The following is a 17,359-nucleotide window of genomic DNA, read 5'->3' as shown; positions in this document are numbered from 1 at the left end:
TGAGGGTACGGCTCCACGTGAACATGGGTGTTGCAAAGGCGGCTCGCTTCGGCCGCAAGACTATTCTGGCGTTCAGCCTGGCCGGGGTCGCGTCGATCGCGATCGCGCAGACCGTTCCCGATCAGCAGGTGCCGGATACCGGCCTGGATATTCCCAAGAACTTCCAGTTGTTCGGCAAGTCCGATCCCAACATCCGCAAGCCGACCGCGATCGTCAACGACACGGTGATCACCGGCACCGATGTCGATCAGCGCATGGCGATGGTCATCGGCATCAGCAAGCTCAACCTGAAGCCGGAGGAGCGCGACCAGCTTCGCCTGCAGATGCTGCGCCAGCTGATCGACGAGGCGCTCCAGATCCAGGAGGCCAAGGCCAACGAGATCACCGTCGACCCGAAGGAAATCGAGCAGAGCTTCGCGCGCGTCTCGAAGAACTTCCAGCGGACGCCCGAGCAGATGCGCGCTTGGCTCAAGGAAGTCGGCGCCTCTGAGCGCACGATCCGCCGCCAGATCGAGGCTGACATCGCCTGGAACCGCCTGCTGCGCCGTCGCGTCAACATCAACGTCGGCGAGGCCGAAGTGAAGGCGATGATCGACCGCATGAAGGCCGCCAAGGGCAGCGACGAATATCACGTCTACGAAATCTACATGAACGCGACGCCGGATCGCGCGCCGGAAGTGCATGCGAGCATGCAGAAGATGATCCAGCAGATGCGCGAAGGCGCCCCGTTTGACTATCTCGCCAAGACCTATTCGGAAGCGTCGACCAAGTCGGTCGGCGGCGATCTCGGCTGGGTCCGTCCCGCGATGCTGCCGGAGCAGCTCGCCGGCGCCGCGCAGGAAATGCAGCCTGGCCAGGTAGCCGGCCCGATCCAGCTGCCGACCGGCTTCTCGATTCTGTATCTCGCCGAGAAGCGCAAGGTGCTGACCGCGGATCCCAAGGACGCCAAGCTGAGCCTGCGCCAGCTCGCGATCAACTTCCCCAAGGGCACGACCGAAGCGGCCGCCACCGCGCGTGCCGGCGAGTTCGCCACGGCAACGCGCGCGATCAAGGGCTGCGGCGACGTCGCCGGCGTCGCTCAGGCGCAGAATGCGGAAGTCGTCGATCGTGATGGCATCGCGATCAAGGAACTGCCGCCGGCGCTCCAGAACATGATCCTGCCGCTCCAGGTGGGTCAGGTGACCCAGCCGTTCGGATCGGTCGAGGACGGCGTTCGGGTGCTCGTGCTATGCGGTCGCGACGATCCTAAGGACGCTTACGAGCCGTCGGTCGAGCAGGTTCAGAACCAGCTCGAGGAGCAACGTACCAACTTGCGCGCCCAGCGCATGCTGCGCGATCTGCGCCGCGACGCGCTGGTCGAATATCGCTGAAGTGCGCGGCGAGCGGATGACCAGCCCGCTCGCCATCGCCATGGGCGATTCCGCGGGAATTGGCCCGGAGATCACCGCCAAGGCGTGGAGTGCGCGCGAACTGCATTCGCTCGCACCGTTCTTCGCGGTCGGTGATCCGCGGGCGGTCCAGAAGGTCTGGGACGGCCCCGTCGCCCTGATCAGCGACCCTGCCGAGGCCGAGGCCGTCTTTGCGAACGCCCTGCCGATCGTCTCGGTGGGTGATGCGGGAGAAGTCGCGCCCGGCGTGCCCGATGTCGACAGCGCCCGCTGCGCTCTGCAATCGCTCGAAATGGCTTGCGGGCTGACCCGTTCGGGCGCGGCGAGCGCTTTGGTCACGGGGCCGGTCTCCAAGGCACAGCTCTATCGCATCGGCTTCACCTATCCCGGGCAGACCGAATTCGTGGCCGAGCGTTGCGGCGTGGCCAGCGACAATACGGTGATGATGCTGGCCGGGCCGACGCTGCGGGTGGTGCCGATCACGGTTCACGTGCCGCTCGCCGATGTGCCGCATCTGCTGTCGATCGAGCTGGTGCTCGCAAAGGCACGGGTGACTGCGCGCGGCCTGTACCGCAATTTCGGTATCGATCGGCCGCGTCTCGCTTTTGCCGGCCTCAATCCGCATGCCGGCGAGGGCGGTGCGATCGGCCGGGAGGAAATCGAGATCCTCGCGCCGGCCATCGAGCAATTGCGCGCCGAAGGTATCGACGCGGTGGGGCCCTTCGCCGCCGACGCGATGTTCCATGCCCGCGCCCGCGCCGGCTATGATGCGGCCTTGTGTCTCTATCACGATCAGGCGCTGATCCCGATCAAGACGCTCCATTTCGACGACGGCGTGAACACCACGCTGGGACTGCCGATCGTCCGCACCTCGCCCGATCACGGCACCGCCTTCGGCATCGCCGGACGCGACGAAGCCAATCCCGGGGCGATGATCGCTGCGATCCGCATGGCCGCCGCGCAGGCCGAGCGTCGGGTGGAAGCGACCGCGCCAAGCCTGTGACCGAACTGCCGCCGCTTCGTGACGTCATCCGCAGGCACGGTCTCAGCGCGAGCAAGGCGCTGGGGCAGAATTTCCTGTTCGACCATCAACTGCTCGCCCGCATCGCCAAGGTCCCGGGCGATCTGGCGGGTGCCGAAGTGTTCGAGGTCGGCCCCGGTCCCGGCGGACTGACCCGTGCGCTGCTGGAGGCCGGCGCCTCGGTTACCGCAGTCGAGCGCGACCGCCGCTGCATTCCCGCCCTGGCCGAGCTGGGCGAATTCTTCCCCGGCAAGCTGAAGGTGATCGAAGGCGACGCGCTCGAGGTCGACGCACCGGCGCTGTTCGCGGGCAAGCCGCATGTGGTAGCCAATCTGCCCTATAATGTCGGCACTGCGCTGCTGGTGGGCTGGCTCTCGGCGACGTGGGAGCCGTGGTGGGCGAGCCTGACACTGATGTTCCAGAAGGAAGTCGCCGAGCGGATCGTCGCGCCGGCGGGTTCCGATGCTTATGGCCGGCTCGCGGTGCTGGCGCAGTGGCGCTCGACGCCGCGGATTGCGATGACGGTGCACCGCTCCGCCTTCACCCCGCCGCCCAAGGTGATGTCGGCCGTGGTCCATATCGTCGCCGCGCCCGCGCCGGAGGGCGTACAGCTCAAGACGCTCGAGAAACTGACTGCCGCCGCGTTCGGGCAGCGCCGGAAAATGCTCCGCCAGAGCCTCAAAGGCGTGCCGGGTGCGATCGAAGCGATGGAACAATTGGGCGTGGATTCGAGCCGCCGTGCCGAGACGGTGTCCGTCGAGGAATTCGTCGCGCTCGCCCGCGCGCTCGGCTAGGGCTTGGCGGGCGACGGCTTGGCCGGTTCGGCCTGTGCGGTCGCTGTCGGGGGCGGGCCCTTGGCGATCGATGACGCGAGCACGGTCGCATCACTGCACTCGCCGTTGCAGATCGTCTTGATCCGGGCGAGATTCTCCTTGGCCTTCGCCGTCGCGCCCTTGGCGACCAGTGCCTCGCCCTGCCCGCGCAGCGCCGCAAGATCGTTCGGCTCGAGCGTAAGCGCCTCACGATAGAGACGGATCGCCTTGCCCGGCAGGCCGCGGGTGCGTGCAATCTCGCCGAGCACGAGGAACGCCTCGCGGTTGCGCGGGTCCACCGCCAGCGCGCTCTCCAGCGCGTCCTGCGCGCCGTCGAGATTGCCGGCCGCCTTTGCGGCACGCCCTTCCTGGAGCAACGCGAGCGACTTGGGATCGATCTGATCGTCGGGACGCTGCGCCGTCAACGACGTCGAGACCGAAAGCACCATCAACGCGGCGGCGGCCGAAATCGCAGTGATCCGCATGAAAATCTCCGAAACTGAAGTGCGTGGCGCTATCACGGTCGGATCATCTTCGCGACAAAAAAGCCGTCGGTCGAGTCCGCCAGCGGCGTGAGCCGGATTCCCGCCCCGCGCGGCGTTCCCGCGCCGAGGGTCAGGGTCCGGGCGGTCCAGCCGGGATATGCATCGAGAAATGCCTGTGCCTGCCCGGCGCCTTCGTCGTCGAGTACCGAGCAGACGACATAGACCAAAGATCCGCCCGGGCGCACGAGCTCCGCCGCGAGCCCCATGATGTGGCGCTGCGTCGCGACCAATTTGTCGAGCCGCTCGCGGGTCAGCCGCCAGCGCGCCTCCGGATTGCGCCGCCACGTGCCCGTTCCCGAACAAGGCGCGTCGACGAGGACGATGTCGGCCCGCCCCGCCTGATCGGCAAGCTGTTCGGCCTCGCGATTGGGATTGAGCAGCCGCGTCTCGGCGATCGTCACCCCCGCCCGCGCGGCGCGCTCGGGCAGGCGCTGCAGCCGCCCGCGATCCACGTCGCAGGCAAGGATGCTGCCGTGATTGGCCATCAGCGCCGCCAAGGCCAGCGTCTTGCCTCCGCCGCCTGCGCAGAGATCGACGACGTGCTGGCCCCGTTCCGCGCCCGCGGCGAACGTCACCAGCTGGCTGCCCGCATCCTGCACCTCGAACTCGCCCGCGGCATAAGCGGGGAGCTGGTCGACCCGAATGTCGTGCGGCAGTCGCAGCGCATCGGGTGCGATGCCGAGCGGCTCCGCGCCCGGAAGGGTGGCGGCGACCCGACCCCGCGAAGTCTTGAGCGTATTGACCCGGATATCCAGCGGCGCACGCTCGAGCAAAGCGGCCTGTTCCTCGATCCCGATATCCGAAGCGCGCAGCTTCTTGATCAGCCAGCCCGGCGCGTGGCCGGGCACCGCAACGGGCTCGCCGGTCTCGATCGCCGCCGGGCCATAAGGCGATCCATCGAAGGTCTCGGCGAGTTCCGGCCGATCGGCGACCAGTGCCAGCATCGCGGCACGGCCGCTCTCGGGGCGCTCGCCGCACAACCGGATCGCGTCGTACACCAATTCGCGCACGGCGCGGCGGTCCTTCGATCCGGCATAGCGCCGCTCGGCGAACCAGCGCGCGATCAGCGTATCCGCGGCGGCGCCCTGATCGCGTGCCGCCGCGATGATCCGGTCGAGCAGGTCGATCGCCGCCTGGCTGCGGGCAGCGGGAGTCAACTGACAACATCCCAAAGTTGCGGGAGTCGCGTGTCATTCGTAAACTTTGGATCGAAGATCATTGTGCGCTCGAAAAGCGGGCCGAGATTTGCCGCGCACCCCATCGCCAACCCGAAGCAGAAGAAATCCTACATTGGAAGCTCAAACTGCGGCGAGCTGGTTCAGCGCGTGGGATAGTTCGGTGCCTCTCGTGTGATCGTCACGTCGTGCACATGGCTTTCACGCAGGCCCGCGCCGGTGATCCGCACGAACTTGGCCTTTTTCTGGAACTCGGGGATGGTCGGCGCGCCGACATAGCCCATCGCCGCCTTCACGCCGCCGACGAGCTGGTGAACCACGTCGCGCGCAGTACCCTTGAACGGCACCTGCCCCTCGATGCCTTCGGGCACCAGCTTGAGCTGATCCTTGATATCCTGCTGGAAATAGCGATCGGCCGAACCGCGCGCCATCGCACCGACCGAACCCATGCCGCGATAGGATTTATATGCCCGGCCCTGATAGAGGAAGGTCTCGCCCGGCGCTTCCTCGGTGCCGGCGAGCAGCGAACCGACCATGCAGGTCGAGGCACCGGCGGCGAGCGCCTTGGCGAGATCGCCCGAGGTGCGCAGCCCGCCATCGGCGATCACCGGCACGCCCGACTTCGCCGCCTCGTTTGCCGCGTCCATCACTGCAGTGAGCTGCGGCACGCCGACGCCCGCGACCACGCGCGTGGTGCAGATCGAGCCCGGGCCGATGCCGACCTTGAGCCCGTCCGCGCCCGAGCCGATCAGTGCCTTGGCCGCCTCGGCAGTGGCGATGTTGCCCGCGACGACCTGGACGCGGTTCGACAGCTTCTTCACGCGCTCGACTGCGCGGCCGACATCCTTGTTGTGGCCGTGCGCGGTATCGATGACGATGAGGTCGACTTCGGCGTCGATCAGCGCTTCGGTTCGCGCGAAACCCTTGTCGCCCACGGTGGTGGCGGCGGCGACGCAGAGGCGGCCGGCAGGATCCTTGGTCGCGTTGGGGAAATTGACGGCCTTTTCGATGTCCTTGACCGTGATCAGCCCGACGCAGCGATAGTCACTGTCGACCACCAGCAGCTTCTCGATCCGGCGCTGGTGGAGCAGGCGGCGCGCCTCTTCCTTGCCGACCCCGGTCGCGACGGTGGCGAGATTGTCGTGCGTCATCAGCTCCGCGACGGGCTGGCTGGGATTTTCGGCGAAACGGACATCGCGATTGGTGACGATGCCGACGAGCTTGCCGCTCGCCTCCACTACCGGGATGCCGCTGATCCTGTGGCGCTCCATCAGCGCGCGCGCCTCGCCCAGCGTGCCGTCGGGCGCCATGGTGATCGGATTGACCACCATGCCGCTTTCGTAGCGCTTGACCGCGCGGACCGCCTCGACCTGCTCCTCGATGTCGAGATTGCGGTGCAGCACGCCGATGCCGCCGAGCTGCGCCATGACGATCGCCATGTCGGCTTCGGTGACGGTATCCATCGCCGAGGAGATGATCGGGATGTTGAGCGCGAGGCTGCGCGTCACGAAAGTGCGGGTGTCCGCCATGCTCGGCAGGACTTCGGACTCGCCCGGATACAGAAGGACGTCGTCGAAGGTGAGGCCGAGGGGGATATCCATGGGGTGCGCCAAGTCCTGAGTCGGAGGTTGGCGGCCCATGTAACCGCGGTCAGGGCAAACTGCTAGTGCCGCGCGCGGCGTTCGCCCTTGCGGCGCTCCTCACGGTCATAATCGGCACTCGCATCCTGCCGGCGATCGGCGCCCTCGCGGCGCTCCTTCGGCTGTTCTTCGCTGCGACGGTCCATTTCGACACCTCCTCAGATATCTGCATCATGAGGCGATGATGTTCAGATCATGTGAGAAAGGATGGTTTCAGTACTGTTTACCCGATCAAAGGTGAGAATAGAGCGTCGTCTTCTCCAGTTCGATCTGATCGCGCATCGACCGCTGGATTTGCCGCGACGCGTGGCAATAGCCCGGCCAGTCCTTCATGATTTCACGCAGGCTCCACGTGCCGATGTGATCCGAAGACGAGGTCATGGCGGCGACATTCGACTCACGCAGGGCACGGATGGGGCCTATTTCGACCTCGGGAAGCGTCGTCTGCAGTTCGAGGCAGAGCTTCTCGATCAGCTTGCGTCGCGCGCCGCTGGTGCGTGTCAGCCGATACCGCAGTCCGGCCAATGCCGCCTCGTCCGGGGCAGGACGTTCGCATAAAGTGTCGAGTTCATCGAGCATTTCGAGCAATTGCTCGTGCAATGTCTGAAGCTCAGGCAAGGCGTCACCTCGGGAAGTCGTTTGAGATTTCCGCATAATCCTCGGGCCAAATCTCGCAATCAGCGGGAAATCCCGGAGGTCAGCGTAAGTTCCGCGCGATCAGCGCCCGTGCCTGCTCGACATGCATCGCCTCGATCATCCGGTCGCCGAAGCGCTCGGCGCCGCCGGTCGCGGCCGCGATCAATGCCTGTGCCTCGGCCAGTTCGGCTTCGCTCGCGCCGAAGGCGGCGGCGGCGATCTCGATCTGGTTCGGATGGATCAGCGACTTGCCGTCGAAACCGAGCATGCGCCCGTGCCGGCATTCGGCGGCGAAGCCCTCGGGATCGTCGAGCGCGTTGAAGACTCCGTCGAGGGCCCAGATCGCTCCGGCACGCGCGGCCAGCACGATCATCTGCAGCGAAAGGACAAGGCCATCGCGGCCGCCATCCGCGGGAATGCCGAGCGTCGCGCGCAGATCGTTGACGCCGGCGATCAGACCACGCACCCCCGGCATCGCCGCGATTTCGGCCGCGGCGAGCACTCCCCTCGGCGTCTCGATCATCGCGAGAAGCGGCTTGCCTGCAGCATCGGCGACCATCGCCGCCTCTTCCGGCGTCTCGACCTTGGGCAAAACCACGAAATCGCAGGCGGAGCCGGCGACCGCGGCCAGATCAGCCGCATGCTCGCGTGACTCGCCACCATTCACCCGGATGGCGCAGGAACGGTTCCCGAGACCTGTTGCCACCGCTTCGACAGCCGCGGCGCGCGCGGTCGCCTTCGAATCATCGCGGACGGCGTCTTCGAGATCGAGGATGACCAGATCCGCGGCCAACTCCCTCGCCTTGGCAATCGCGCGCGGATTGGAGGCGGGCAAAAACAGCGCGGTGCGCGGGGCCAGTGGGGCTGTGGTCATGGCGCGACTCTATGCTAGCAAGGCGCAGGAATTGCGAGGGGAGTCGGGGGATGGACGTGCTGAACATTTTTCTGGTCGTGCTGGTCGCGGTGGTGCTGCTCTACCTCTTCTCCAGCGTGAAGATCGTCACCCAGGGCTATCAATATACGATCGAATATTTCGGTCGCTTCACCGCGGTCGCCTCGCCCGGCCTCAATTTCTACCCCGCCTTCTTCTATCGCGTCGGCCGCAAGGTGAACATGATGGAGCAGGTGATCGACATCCCCGGCCAGGAGATCATCACCAAGGACAATGCGATGATCTCCACCGACGGCGTGGTGTTCTTCCAGGTCCTCGACGCCGCCAAGGCGGCCTATGAGGTCTCCGACCTCTATCTCGCGCTGCTCCAGCTCACGACGACCAATTTGCGCACGGTGATGGGTTCGATGGACCTCGACGAGACGCTGTCGAAGCGCGACGAGATCAATGCGCGGCTGCTCAACGTCGTCGATCACGCGACCACGCCGTGGGGCGTCAAGATCACCCGCGTCGAGATCAAGGACATCCGTCCGCCCGCCGACATCGTCAATGCGATGGGCCGCCAGATGAAGGCCGAGCGCGAGAAGCGCGCCAACATCCTCGAAGCCGAGGGCATGCGCGCGTCCGAGATCCTGCGCGCCGAGGGTCAGAAGCAGTCGCAAATCCTCGAGGCCGAGGGCCGCCGCGAAGCCGCGTTCCGCGACGCCGAGGCCCGCGAGCGCGCCGCCGAGGCGGAAGCGACTGCTACCCGCGCCGTGTCCGACGCGATCGAAAGCGGCAGCACCCAGGCGATCAACTATTTCATCGCGCAGAAATATGTCGAGGCGATCGGCAAGTTCGCGACCTCGCCCAATGCCAAGACGATCCTGTTCCCGGTGGAGGCGACCCAGCTGATGGGCACGCTGGGCGGGATCGGCGAGCTGGCGCGGGAAGCGATCACCGGCTCCCCGCCCCGGCCATCGACACCGCCCGCCGCTCCGGCGTCGCGCGCACGTCCCGCGCCCTTCGGCCCGAAGGAGGATTGATCGATGGACGCGCTGCTCGCAACGCCCGGGCTCGCCTGGCTAATCCTCGCGGCAGTGCTCGCCATCACCGAATTGCTGATGCCGGGCATCTTCCTCGTCTTCGTCGCCGCCGGTGCCGCGCTGACCGGGGTGGTGACGCTGATCATCCCCGAATTCGCAGTGCTGTTTCAGGTGGCGGTGTTCATCCTCGCAACTTCGACGGCAGTGGCGATCGGGCGGCGCTGGTATGCGCAGAACCCGGTCGCGAGCGCCGATCCGCTGCTCAACGACCGAGTCGCGCGGTTGATCGGCGAAGTGGTGACCGTCGTCGAGCCGATCGTCGCCGGCAAGGGCAAGGTCCGCGTCGGCGACGGCGAGTGGCTCGCCTCCGGGCCGGACGCACCGATCGGCACGCATGTGCGGATCATCGGCGCGGCGGGTACGTCGCTCACCGTCGAGCCCGTGACTGCCTGATTTTCGAGGAATGACCATGCGACCCAATCGCCGCCAGCTCCTGCTCGGCACCGCCGGGACCCTTGCGGCCACTGTCCTACCCCGCTCCGCCGGCGCGCTGTTCGCCGATGCGGACGCGGCGGCCGACGCGCTGCTCACGCGCGCCGCCGAAGCCTTCCTCAAGCTCTATCCCGAAAACGCCACCTCGCTGGGGATCGACAAGGACACGCGCGCGCCGCTCAAGCACCAGCTCACCGACCGGTCGCCCGAGGGGCAGCGCAAGATCGTCGCGCATCTTCGCCAGACGCTCGCCGAGCTGGCCAAGCTCGATGCCGCGGCGCTCAGCCCGGTGATGCGGACCAATGTCGAAGTGGTGCAGGCTTCGTATGCGAACGGGCTGGAGGGGTTCGGCTTCGGCTATGGCGACGTCGCGGTCGGCAGCTGGCGCAATACGCCCTATGTGGTGGCGCAGAATGTCGGCGCCTATATCGATGTCCCGCGGATGCTCGACACCGATCATCAGGTGAAGACCCGCGAGGATGCTGAGGCCTATCTCGATCGCGTCGAATCCTATGCCGATCAGCTCGACGGCGAGACCGAGCGGCTCAAGATCGCCGCCTCGAAGGGGGTGATCGCCCCCGACTTCCTGCTGGACAAGAACCTCAAGCAATTGAAGCTCGCGCGCGGCGGCAACACCGCCGGCTGGGGCCTGGTCACTTCGCTCGCCAATCGCACCGCCGGGATGGAAGGCGATTTCGGCAACGCCGCGTGGATGCTCGCCAACGACAAGATCGCGCCCGCGCTCGACCGGCAGATCGCCGAGCTCGAACGCCATCGCAAGCGCGCCACTCCGGACGCCGGCGTCTGGAAGTTCGCCGACGGCGAGGCCTATTACGCCTGGACGCTGCGCGCCGGTACGACCACCACGATGACTCCCGAGGAAGTCCACCAGATGGGTCTCGACCAGCTCCGCACGATCCAGGCGGAGATGGACACGATCCTCAAGAAGGAGGGATACAGCCAGGGCAGCGTCGGCGCGCGGATGGAGGCGCTGGCCAAGGACCCGCGCTTCACCTTCCCCGAAGGCGATCCGGGCCGGGCCGAGATCATGAAGTTCCTGAACACGCGCATCGCCGATATCCGCGGGCGCATGCCGCAGGCGTTCAACACGCTCGTGAAAGGCAATGTCGAGGTGCGTCGCATACCGGCCGAGGAGGAGCCGGGCGCGCCCGGCGCTTATGGCGGCCCCGGCTCGATCGACGGCACGATCCCCGGCAAGTTCTGGATCAACCTGCGCACGACGAGCCTGCACACCCGCTTCAGCCTGCCCGATCTCGCTTATCACGAGGCGATCCCAGGCCATGTCTGGCAAGGCGAATACACCTTCAAGCTGCCGCTTGTACGGAGCCTGCTCCAGTTCAACGCCTATTCCGAAGGCTGGGCGCTCTATGCGGAGCAGCTCGCCGACGAGCTCGGCGTCTATGCCGACAATCCGGCCGAGAAGCTTGGCTATCTCCAGTCGCTCGGGTTTCGCGCGTGCCGGCTGGTGGTCGATACGGGGCTGCATGCCAAGCGCTGGACGCGGCAACAGGCGATCGACTGGTTCGTCACCGCCAACGGCTCATCGGTCGAGGAAGTCAGTGGCGAAGTCGACCGCTATTGTTCGTGGCCGGGACAGGCATGCGGCTACAAGGTGGGGCACAGCGAGATCAATCGCCTCCGTGACCGCGCCAAGGCGGCGCTGGGGCCGGCATACGACTTCAAGGCATTCAACGACGCCCTTGTGCTCGGCGGCAACGTGCCGATGACGGTGCTAGGGCATGTGGTCGATCGCCACGTGGCGGCGCGAAAAGGCTAGGGTAAGTCTAAAAGCTCCCCTCCCTAGAAGGGAGGGGGAAATGTTAATGTCGATACATCCCAAGACTCTGGCGACCATCGTAAAATGCCTGAGGGAGTCGTGTACGCGGCTTTAAGGGTGATGACCCACTATCCCGGGCATGAGACGGTCGGACCAATATGCGTCGCGAGATCGGCGGCGAAGCGCAAGGTATCTGGGCGCTCCGCTTCCCGATCCCGTCTATCGTGACTTTATCGACATGCTGTTCGGCATGCGCCTGCCCGTCCTGGGGCTGGGCGTGGTATTCGTGGCCGTCGCGACGCTTTTCGCGTTCACATGGCAAGACCCGATCATCGGCGCCCTGGCCGCCGCCGCCGGACTGCTCACCGCGGCCCGCCTGTGGACGATGCAGGCCTTCAGACGTGTCGGCACCGCTGCTTCCATCAGCCAACTCAAGTGCTGGGAGCTACGCTACGCGATCGGGACTTGCGGATTTGCGCTGCTGCTGGCCGGGCTCAACGTTCGGGCGCTCACCTATCACCAACCGCTCCTGCACCTCATCACGGTGAGCCTGGTCTTCGCCTTCGGTGCCGGCGTCGTGTCGCGAACCTCGGTACGGCCGCTGATTTGCATCACCAGCCTGATGCTGGCGACTGTCCCGACGATAGCTGCGCTCGCCGTGCACGCATTCAGCAGTGACCTGGAGACACTTCACACGCAGCTCTTCGCCATCCAGGCGCTTCTGCTCGCCATGATCACCCTCCTCAGCCTCCAGAGCGTGGGACATCTTTATCGGTCAGCGGTTCAGCACCACACCACCGAACACGATATGGCGCAGCTTGCCAAGCATGATGCGCTGACCGGCCTGGCAAATCGCCTGTTGCTGCGCGAGCGGTTTCAGGACGCCGTCGCACATGCCTCGCGCAGAGGGGAAAACGTTGCCGTTCACTATATCGACCTCGACGGCTTCAAGGCGATCAACGACCATCATGGCCATCCGGCGGGAGACTTGCTGCTCCAGCAAGTGTCCGGTCGTCTGGAAGCGACGGTCAGGGGCGAGGACACCGTCGCCCGCCTGGGCGGCGACGAGTTCGTCGTGCTGCAGACCGGCGTTGCGCAAAATGGCGAAGCGGAGATGCTCGCGCGCCGGATCATCAAGAAGCTGAGCGCGCCCTATGCGATCGACGGCACGAACATGCACATTTCCGCCAGCATAGGCATCGCCATGATGCCCGATGCCGGCCGCGACCTGGAACGCCTGCTTTCCCGCGCGGATTCGGCGCTCTACCGCTCCAAGCACGGCGGCAAGGCCCGCGCGCATTTCTGCACGCGGGAGGCGGTGGCTGGCAAGCGCAAGGCAGTCGCCTGACGCCGTTCGGCTGCCGTCACTTCTTGCCGAACAATCCCGAGATCATGTTGCCCATGTCGTTGATGGGGTTGCCGTCGCCGTCCTTGTCGAGCGCGCCGAGGACTCCACCTGCCTGCCCTTGAAGCAGCGACGCGAAATTGGCCAATGCGCCCTCGCCGCCGATATGGCCGATGATCTCCTGGAGCTTGTCCAGCGGGAGCCCCGTTGCCGAGGCGGCGCCCTGCGCGGTGTCGCCCGGCTCGGGATGCGCCTTGGCCAACGCGCCGACCGCGGACTCGACCTGCTCGGGCGAGAGGCCGATCTTGGCCGCGAGATTCTTGATATCGACGTTCTGGGTAACCTGGCCGAGAATACCATCGAATATGCTCATCGCGGATCTCCTGAGTGACGCTGCCGCGGTTTCTAGCACATCGGCGGCAAGGGCGCACGGTCTGGTTCTACAAAGCCTCGGCGTGCCGCCACCGAGAAGAGCCGCTCGCGACTATAGAAGCCGAGCGGCCAATCGCGACGACCCACCGGCGAGACCAGCAGCGCATTGACTCGTTCGGCGAGCCCGCCTTCGGGATGGGCGCGCAGGAACAGCCGAACACCCGCGAGATAAGCGCGGGTGATCGTGTCGTGATAGCCGCCTTCATCGTCGTTCACTCCGCCGACGCTCTCGTTGAAGCGCGAAATGATCCCGGCGATTTCCGCATCCACGTCGATGTCGGGCCGTCGGGTCAGCAAATAGAGGCAGGCGGCGAGGTGGGCCTCATGCGTCCAATCCTCTTTCGCGAGGCTGCATGCGAGCAGCCCTTCGCCGAGACGGACGATTTCGGCATCGGAAGTGAACAGGCGGGGAGAGAAGTCGGTCATCGATCGGCTCCTAGGGCGTATCGCCATTCAATTCTTCCCCTTCCCTGCAAGGGAGTGGTCAGCGGTGCGTGGCTCCGGCCGGGGCTCGATGCCCCAGCGAGTGCCATTGCTGCGATGTCCGAGTTTCTTTTTTGGCACGCAGACACGTGCGCACCGCACGGCTAGTCTCCGCACAACCTCCGCGCGCTCGAATCGCGCATCGCGGCGGCTTCGGCGGCGGATTCGCTCAGTCGCGCGGCTTCGAGCCCGGTGAACGAGGCGCGGCGCGCGCAGAGCTTCTTGCAGGCCTCGGGGAGCGCACCGGGGAATTTGATGCGGTCGCCGTCATACTGCGCCTCGAAATTGCACCCGTCCTTGCCGAGCGTCACCTTGATGGTTTCGCCGCTCCGTTCGACGGTGCCGGAACCGCTGCAAGTGATCCGGTCGCCATAATCGACATAGGCGCCGATCCGGTAATCGGATCCCTTGCGGACCACGCAGATCCGGTCGGTGTCGCGGGCATAGAGGCCGGTCAGGTCGCTGTCGTCGGGATCACGGACCAGCCCGCGCTCGATCGCGGCGCTTTCGAGGTCTTGTGATGCCTGGGCATTGCCGCTCCCCTGTCCACTCCCTGAGCAGGCGGTGAGGAGGAGGACCAGAGCGAATGTCCTCATGCGTCGCGGACCAGCCTGCCGTCCTCGATGCGGCGGAAGAAGCAGCTGCGCTCGCCGGTGTGGCAGGCCGGGCCGGCCGCCTCGACCTTGAGCCACAAGGCGTCCTGGTCGCAATCGATCCGTGCCTCGATCACGCGCAGGACGTGGCCCGAGCTCTCACCCTTCTTCCACAGCCGGCCACGGCTACGCGACCAGAAATGCGCCTCGCCGGTGGCGAGCGTCGCCTCCAGCGCCTCGGCGTTCATGTGCGCGAGCATGAGGAGCTCGCCGGTCGCGGCGTCGGTCGCGACGGCGGTGATCAGGCCGGCGGCGTCGTATTTGGGGTTCAGGGCGAGGCTGGTGTCGCGGTTATCGGTCACGGGACCGCTGTACCTAACTCGTCACCCCGGCGAAAGCCGGGGCCTCAGGCCGAATGGATTGCATGAGATCCCGGCTTTCGCCGGGATGACGGTTTCTGGCGCTAATGCCCGCGTATCGCGTCGATCAGCCCGTCCTTGTCCATCTTCGAGCGGCCCTCGATGCCGATCTCCTTCGCTTCGTCGTAGAGTTCGTCCTTCGAACGGTTCTCGAGATGCGTGCCGCCCTTGTCGAGCGTGCCCGCTTCCTTCGCATTGGCGATTCGCGCCGCCTTCTCCTTCGAGGCGCCGTCGTCGCGCAGCTTCTCGTATAGGTCGTCATTCTTGATCTGCGATCCATGATCCTTGGCCATGATGTGGCTCCTTTCGCCTTGAAAAACCGGCGAAACAGCCCCGCAGTTCATTTCCTTGTGACAAACCGGCGACAAATCGCGACGGAGTGCCTATATGGCCTCCAAGAGTTCCCAACCCCCTCGAGGGCTGATGCTTACCACGCACCCGTTTGATGACGACAAGCTGCACGAAGAGTGCGGCATATTCGGCGTTTCCAATTCCGAAGGCGCAGCCGCGCTGGTGGCGTTGGGACTCCATGCGCTCCAGCACCGCGGGCAGGAGGCTGCCGGCATCACCAGCTGGGACGGACGCGAGTTCCACACCCACCGCGCGATGGGGCACGTCGCCGGCAATTTCGACCGCGACGACGTCATCCGCAGCCTGTCGGGCACCACCGCAGCGGGCCATGTCCGCTACGCGACCACCGGCGACACTGCGATCCGCAACGTCCAGCCGCTCTACGCCGAGCTGGCGAGCGGCGGCTTCGCGGTGGCGCATAACGGCAATATCTCGAACGCGATGCGGCTGCGGCGCGACCTCGTCCGGCGCGGGGCGATCTTCCAGTCGACCAGCGACACCGAAGTGATCATTCACCTCGTCGCGACGTCGCAATATCGCACGCTGATCGATCGCTTCATCGACGCGCTCAAGCAGGTCGAGGGCGCCTATTCGCTGATCGTGATGACGCCTGAGGGCATGATCGCCTGCCGCGATCCGCTCGGCATCCGCCCGCTGGTGATGGGCAAGCTCGACGATTCGATCATTTTCGCCTCGGAGACGGTGGCGCTCGACGTGGTCGGCGCCGAATATGTCCGCGATGTCGAGCCGGGTGAGCTGGTGATCGTCAAGGGCAGCGAGATCAGCTCGCACAAGCCCTTCCCGCCGGTCGCGTCACGGCCGTGCATCTTCGAATATGTCTATTTCTCGCGCCCCGATTCGATTGCCGAGGATCGCAGCGTCTATTCGGTGCGCAAGGCGATCGGCGCGCAGCTGGCGATCGAATCGCCGGTCGAGGCCGATCTGGTCGTGCCGGTGCCCGATTCGGGCGTGCCCGCCGCGATCGGCTATGCCCAGCAGAGCGGCATCCCGTTCGAGCTGGGAATCATCCGCTCGCATTATGTCGGCCGCACCTTCATCCAGCCCGGCGACAAGGTTCGCCACCTCGGCGTCAAGCTCAAGCACAATGCCAACAAGGAACTGATCAAGGGCAAGCGCATCGTGCTGATCGACGATTCGATCGTGCGCGGGACGACCAGCCTCAAGATCGTCCAGATGATGCACGAGGCCGGCGCGGCCGAGGTGCATCTGCGCATCGCCTCGCCGCCGACCCGGCATTCGTGCTTCTACGGCGTCGACACGCCCGAGCGGGCCAAATTGCTCGCCGCCAAGCTCGACGTCGAGGGGATGACCGACTTCATCCATGCCGACAGCCTCGCATTCGTCAGCATCGACGGGCTGTACAAGGCGCTGGGCGAGGCGCACCGCGCCGACATCCACCCCAAATATTGCGATGCGTGTTTCACCGGCGAATATCCGACCACGCTCACCGATCAGGATGAGCTCGCGCCGGTTGACCAGTTCGCGCTTCTGGAGGAACGGGTCGGCTGACCTGATTCTCCTGGAGTTCGAATGACCGACAAGCCCCTCGCCGACCGTATCGCGCTCGTCACCGGTGCCAGCCGCGGGATCGGCGCGGCCACCGCCAGGGCGCTCGGCGCCGCGGGTGCGCATGTCGTGCTCACCGCACGCACCGCCGGCGGGCTCGAGGAAGTCGAGGAGGCGATCTACGCATCGGGCGGCTCGGCGACGATCGCGCCGATGGACCTGACCGAGAATGAGAGCGTGGCGCGGCTCGCCGCGGCAGTCGGCGAGCGCTGGCCGGCGCTCGACCTGCTGGTGCTCAACGCGGCGTCGCTGGGCAGTTTGAGCGCGGTGCCGGCGATCGACTTCAAGGAATTCGCCAAGGTGCTGACGCTCAACGTCACCGCGCAGGCGGCGATGCTGGCGGCGTTCGATCCGCTGCTGAAGGCGGCGAAGCAGGCGCGGGTGATCGGAATCACCTCGAGCGTCGGGCGAACGCCGCGGGCCTATTGGGGCACCTATGGCGCGTCCAAGGCGGCGTTCGAGAACCTGCTGCTCAGCTATGGCGAGGAAGTGCGCCACATCAGCGGCGTGCGCGTCGGCGTGCTCAATCCGGGCGCGACGCGGACGAAGATGCGGGCGCGGGCGTTTCCGGGGGAGAATCCGGAGACGGTGAAGGCGCCCGAGGTGGTGGCGGAGCGGATTCTGGCGCTGGCGGTCGGCGGGTTCGAGACCGGGCATTTCGAGCGGGTGGAGTAAGCTTCCTTTTGCTCCCCTCCCGCTTGCGGGAGGGGTCGGGGAAGGGCCTG

At 66.0% G+C, this 17,359-nt stretch carries 20 protein-coding genes; 9 read left to right on the top strand and 11 right to left on the bottom strand.

The genetic code is table 11. The features are described 5' to 3' along the window. The first annotated feature begins 23 nt into the window (after positions 1-23). The 3 genes from ASE13_RS06560 to rsmA are packed head-to-tail and all read left to right on the top strand — an operon-like array spanning position 24 to position 3,203. Positions 24-1,370 carry a peptidylprolyl isomerase gene (locus ASE13_RS06560; RefSeq protein WP_156404763.1) on the top strand — a complete coding sequence of 449 codons (1,347 nt, stop codon included), beginning with the start codon at positions 24-26 and terminating at the stop codon, positions 1,368-1,370. 16 nt (positions 1,371-1,386) lie between these two features. After that, complete coding sequence (gene pdxA, locus ASE13_RS06555) at positions 1,387-2,391, top strand: 4-hydroxythreonine-4-phosphate dehydrogenase PdxA (protein ID WP_082596623.1); 1,005 nt, start codon at positions 1,387-1,389, stop codon at positions 2,389-2,391. Continuing rightward, on the top strand, positions 2,388-3,203 hold the full coding sequence (gene rsmA / locus ASE13_RS06550; protein ID WP_056612834.1) for a 16S rRNA (adenine(1518)-N(6)/adenine(1519)-N(6))-dimethyltransferase RsmA: 816 nt from the start codon (positions 2,388-2,390) through the stop codon (positions 3,201-3,203). The genes pdxA and rsmA overlap by 4 nt, the downstream gene beginning before the upstream one ends. Here the strand turns inward: rsmA and ASE13_RS06545 are convergent. From ASE13_RS06545 to ASE13_RS06525, 6 genes are all read right to left on the bottom strand, one after another. After that, positions 3,200-3,706, bottom strand: coding sequence for a tetratricopeptide repeat protein (locus ASE13_RS06545; RefSeq protein WP_056612831.1), 507 nt, complete (start codon positions 3,704-3,706; stop codon positions 3,200-3,202). The genes rsmA and ASE13_RS06545 overlap by 4 nt on opposite strands. Positions 3,707-3,738: 32 nt before the next feature. Then, positions 3,739-4,923, bottom strand: a complete 1,185-nt coding sequence (locus tag ASE13_RS06540) for an RsmB/NOP family class I SAM-dependent RNA methyltransferase (protein ID WP_056612829.1) — start codon at positions 4,921-4,923, stop codon at positions 3,739-3,741. A gap of 161 nt (positions 4,924-5,084) precedes the next feature. Then, positions 5,085-6,542 (bottom strand): IMP dehydrogenase, encoded by a 1,458-nt coding sequence (gene guaB, locus ASE13_RS06535; RefSeq protein ID WP_056612828.1) that lies wholly within the window; start codon positions 6,540-6,542, stop codon positions 5,085-5,087. Positions 6,543-6,604: 62 nt separating this feature from the next. After that, the gene (locus ASE13_RS20325; RefSeq protein ID WP_268801281.1) at positions 6,605-6,727 is read right to left on the bottom strand and encodes a hypothetical protein; all 123 of its coding nucleotides are present in this window, start codon (positions 6,725-6,727) and stop codon (positions 6,605-6,607) included. Positions 6,728-6,812: 85 nt separating this feature from the next. After that, complete coding sequence (locus ASE13_RS06530) at positions 6,813-7,160, bottom strand: hypothetical protein (RefSeq protein ID WP_056612825.1); 348 nt, start codon at positions 7,158-7,160, stop codon at positions 6,813-6,815. A 118-nt stretch (positions 7,161-7,278) separates the two neighbouring features. Beyond that, complete coding sequence (locus ASE13_RS06525) at positions 7,279-8,091, bottom strand: HpcH/HpaI aldolase/citrate lyase family protein (RefSeq protein ID WP_056612823.1); 813 nt, start codon at positions 8,089-8,091, stop codon at positions 7,279-7,281. 50 nt (positions 8,092-8,141) lie between these two features. Between ASE13_RS06525 and ASE13_RS06520 the strand changes: the two genes are divergently transcribed. The 4 genes from ASE13_RS06520 to ASE13_RS06505 all read left to right on the top strand — a co-directional run bounded on the left by ASE13_RS06520 (position 8,142) and on the right by ASE13_RS06505 (position 12,772). Next, entirely contained in the window at positions 8,142-9,134 is a 993-nt protein-coding gene (locus ASE13_RS06520) for an SPFH domain-containing protein (protein ID WP_156404762.1), read from the top strand. A gap of 3 nt (positions 9,135-9,137) precedes the next feature. Beyond that, positions 9,138-9,587, top strand: a complete 450-nt coding sequence (locus tag ASE13_RS06515; RefSeq protein WP_056612822.1) for an NfeD family protein — start codon at positions 9,138-9,140, stop codon at positions 9,585-9,587. A 16-nt stretch (positions 9,588-9,603) separates the two neighbouring features. Continuing rightward, positions 9,604-11,424: a DUF885 domain-containing protein gene (locus ASE13_RS06510; protein WP_056614834.1), complete on the top strand. Its 1,821-nt coding sequence runs from the start codon at positions 9,604-9,606 to the stop codon at positions 11,422-11,424. Between the two features lie 238 nt (positions 11,425-11,662). Beyond that, positions 11,663-12,772: a GGDEF domain-containing protein gene (locus tag ASE13_RS06505; protein WP_235536867.1), complete on the top strand. Its 1,110-nt coding sequence runs from the start codon at positions 11,663-11,665 to the stop codon at positions 12,770-12,772. A 16-nt stretch (positions 12,773-12,788) separates the two neighbouring features. On the opposite strand, the gene ASE13_RS06500 is transcribed toward ASE13_RS06505, so the two are convergent. The 5 genes from ASE13_RS06500 to ASE13_RS06480 form a co-directional block, all read right to left on the bottom strand. After that, positions 12,789-13,142, bottom strand: coding sequence for a hypothetical protein (locus tag ASE13_RS06500; protein ID WP_056612820.1), 354 nt, complete (start codon positions 13,140-13,142; stop codon positions 12,789-12,791). A gap of 32 nt (positions 13,143-13,174) precedes the next feature. Beyond that, positions 13,175-13,627: a hypothetical protein gene (locus ASE13_RS06495; protein ID WP_056612818.1), complete on the bottom strand. Its 453-nt coding sequence runs from the start codon at positions 13,625-13,627 to the stop codon at positions 13,175-13,177. Positions 13,628-13,788: 161 nt separating this feature from the next. Continuing rightward, positions 13,789-14,280 (bottom strand): hypothetical protein, encoded by a 492-nt coding sequence (locus ASE13_RS06490; RefSeq protein WP_056612816.1) that lies wholly within the window; start codon positions 14,278-14,280, stop codon positions 13,789-13,791. Next, positions 14,277-14,639: a phosphoribosyl-AMP cyclohydrolase gene (gene hisI / locus ASE13_RS06485; protein WP_056612814.1), complete on the bottom strand. Its 363-nt coding sequence runs from the start codon at positions 14,637-14,639 to the stop codon at positions 14,277-14,279. The genes ASE13_RS06490 and hisI overlap by 4 nt, the downstream gene beginning before the upstream one ends. 101 nt (positions 14,640-14,740) lie before the next feature. After that, entirely contained in the window at positions 14,741-14,989 is a 249-nt protein-coding gene (locus ASE13_RS06480; protein WP_056612812.1) for a Rho termination factor, read from the bottom strand. 130 nt (positions 14,990-15,119) lie between these two features. Between ASE13_RS06480 and purF the strand changes: the two genes are divergently transcribed. Both purF and ASE13_RS06470 read left to right on the top strand, forming a co-directional pair. Further along, positions 15,120-16,577 (top strand): amidophosphoribosyltransferase, encoded by a 1,458-nt coding sequence (gene purF, locus ASE13_RS06475; protein WP_056612810.1) that lies wholly within the window; start codon positions 15,120-15,122, stop codon positions 16,575-16,577. 21 nt (positions 16,578-16,598) lie between these two features. Then, positions 16,599-17,309, top strand: coding sequence for an SDR family NAD(P)-dependent oxidoreductase (locus ASE13_RS06470; protein WP_056612808.1), 711 nt, complete (start codon positions 16,599-16,601; stop codon positions 17,307-17,309). Positions 17,310-17,359: the final 50 nt, after the last annotated feature.

Origin of the sequence: Sphingomonas sp. Root241, from assembly GCF_001428865.1 — a bacterium.
Lineage (GTDB): Bacteria > Pseudomonadota > Alphaproteobacteria > Sphingomonadales > Sphingomonadaceae > Sphingomonas.
This window is presented reverse-complemented; position numbering and strand designations above follow the sequence as displayed.

Coding starts and splice junctions, on each gene's coding strand:
- ASE13_RS06560 (WP_156404763.1), top strand. CDS start 24: ATGGGTGTTGCAAAGGCGGCTCGCTTCGGCCGCAAGACTATTCTGGCG.
- pdxA (WP_082596623.1), top strand. CDS start 1,387: ATGACCAGCCCGCTCGCCATCGCCATGGGCGATTCCGCGGGAATTGGC.
- ASE13_RS06545 (WP_056612831.1), bottom strand. CDS start 3,706: ATGCGGATCACTGCGATTTCGGCCGCCGCCGCGTTGATGGTGCTTTCG.
- guaB (WP_056612828.1), bottom strand. CDS start 6,542: ATGGATATCCCCCTCGGCCTCACCTTCGACGACGTCCTTCTGTATCCG.
- ASE13_RS20325 (WP_268801281.1), bottom strand. CDS start 6,727: ATGGACCGTCGCAGCGAAGAACAGCCGAAGGAGCGCCGCGAGGGCGCC.
- ASE13_RS06530 (WP_056612825.1), bottom strand. CDS start 7,160: ATGCTCGATGAACTCGACACTTTATGCGAACGTCCTGCCCCGGACGAG.
- ASE13_RS06525 (WP_056612823.1), bottom strand. CDS start 8,091: ATGACCACAGCCCCACTGGCCCCGCGCACCGCGCTGTTTTTGCCCGCC.
- ASE13_RS06520 (WP_156404762.1), top strand. CDS start 8,142: ATGGACGTGCTGAACATTTTTCTGGTCGTGCTGGTCGCGGTGGTGCTG.
- ASE13_RS06515 (WP_056612822.1), top strand. CDS start 9,138: ATGGACGCGCTGCTCGCAACGCCCGGGCTCGCCTGGCTAATCCTCGCG.
- ASE13_RS06510 (WP_056614834.1), top strand. CDS start 9,604: ATGCGACCCAATCGCCGCCAGCTCCTGCTCGGCACCGCCGGGACCCTT.
- ASE13_RS06505 (WP_235536867.1), top strand. CDS start 11,663: ATGCTGTTCGGCATGCGCCTGCCCGTCCTGGGGCTGGGCGTGGTATTC.
- ASE13_RS06500 (WP_056612820.1), bottom strand. CDS start 13,142: ATGAGCATATTCGATGGTATTCTCGGCCAGGTTACCCAGAACGTCGAT.
- ASE13_RS06495 (WP_056612818.1), bottom strand. CDS start 13,627: ATGACCGACTTCTCTCCCCGCCTGTTCACTTCCGATGCCGAAATCGTC.
- ASE13_RS06490 (WP_056612816.1), bottom strand. CDS start 14,280: ATGAGGACATTCGCTCTGGTCCTCCTCCTCACCGCCTGCTCAGGGAGT.
- ASE13_RS06480 (WP_056612812.1), bottom strand. CDS start 14,989: ATGGCCAAGGATCATGGATCGCAGATCAAGAATGACGACCTATACGAG.
- purF (WP_056612810.1), top strand. CDS start 15,120: ATGCTTACCACGCACCCGTTTGATGACGACAAGCTGCACGAAGAGTGC.
- ASE13_RS06470 (WP_056612808.1), top strand. CDS start 16,599: ATGACCGACAAGCCCCTCGCCGACCGTATCGCGCTCGTCACCGGTGCC.